Origin of the sequence: Synechococcus sp. OH2 (assembly GCF_047462155.1) — a bacterium.
GTDB lineage: Bacteria > Cyanobacteriota > Cyanobacteriia > Thermostichales > Thermostichaceae > Thermostichus.
In genome coordinates this window covers 9,988-10,714 of the sequence record NZ_JANSIR010000117.1, presented here as the reverse complement: position 1 = coordinate 10,714, position 727 = coordinate 9,988, and the positions used below count along the sequence as shown (strand labels likewise).

1 protein-coding gene and 1 pseudogene are annotated in these 727 nt (G+C 60.1%); both read right to left on the bottom strand.

Going from position 1 to position 727, the window contains the following annotated elements; all coding sequences use genetic code 11:
• Positions 1–176 (bottom strand): iron-sulfur cluster assembly scaffold protein (locus NW835_RS12655; protein WP_414415501.1); only part of this gene is annotated, 176 nt, incomplete at its 3' end.
• A gap of 149 nt (positions 177–325) precedes the next feature.
• Positions 326–727: pseudogene (locus tag NW835_RS12650) on the bottom strand (hypothetical protein); the annotation flags it as partial.

Genomic DNA, 727 nt, shown 5'->3' with positions numbered 1-727 from the left:
ACAATTCGCTCTTGATCCGGATCCAGTTGCAAGGTGAGGTCGATGGTGTCGCCACAGGAAGGGTTGTGGCCGCGTTGGTGGCGATGAACCGGATCCACTTTGCCGAAGTTGCGGGGCTTTTTGTACCGCTCCAGAATGACTTGCTGATAGAGTCCGCGCAGGTTATCGAGAGGCATTGTTGTTCCCGCTGGGTCGCTGCTTGGGCCGGAGAGCGTCAAGAGCTTTTGAGGATTGAAGGGCGATAGGGTCGAGATCGAGAAGCCAAGGAAGCTAGCCCATTCCGGCCAGTCTGTAACTTAATCTTAACCCCGTTCTCTGTAGAGATTTAGTAGAAAAACGTCTGCCAGCGCACGGGCTTGCGTTGGCGCATGTAGAGCCAATCGAACAGGTTTTTCAGCAGCGTGGCCAGGTAGCCGCGCCAGACCCACCTGCCCTTCTCGGCGACGGCAACCCGGTTTCCCACCGTAACGCAGACAAACACAGTGGCCTGGGGTCGGTAGGGAAGCAGGGGTTGGCCGCGGATGAGCCGCAGCAGGTTTTGTGCTGCAATCGGCCCCTGGCACACCACGTACACGCCGATCTTGGGCAAGAGACGGGATCCCCAGACAAAGTCGGCGCAGTCCCCTAAGGCCAAGATGCGCTCTGCCCCCTGCACCCGCAGGCACTCATCCACCAGCAGGGATCCCGTCGGCCCCAGCGGCAGGCCGCAGCTTCTCAGCCAGGCGGG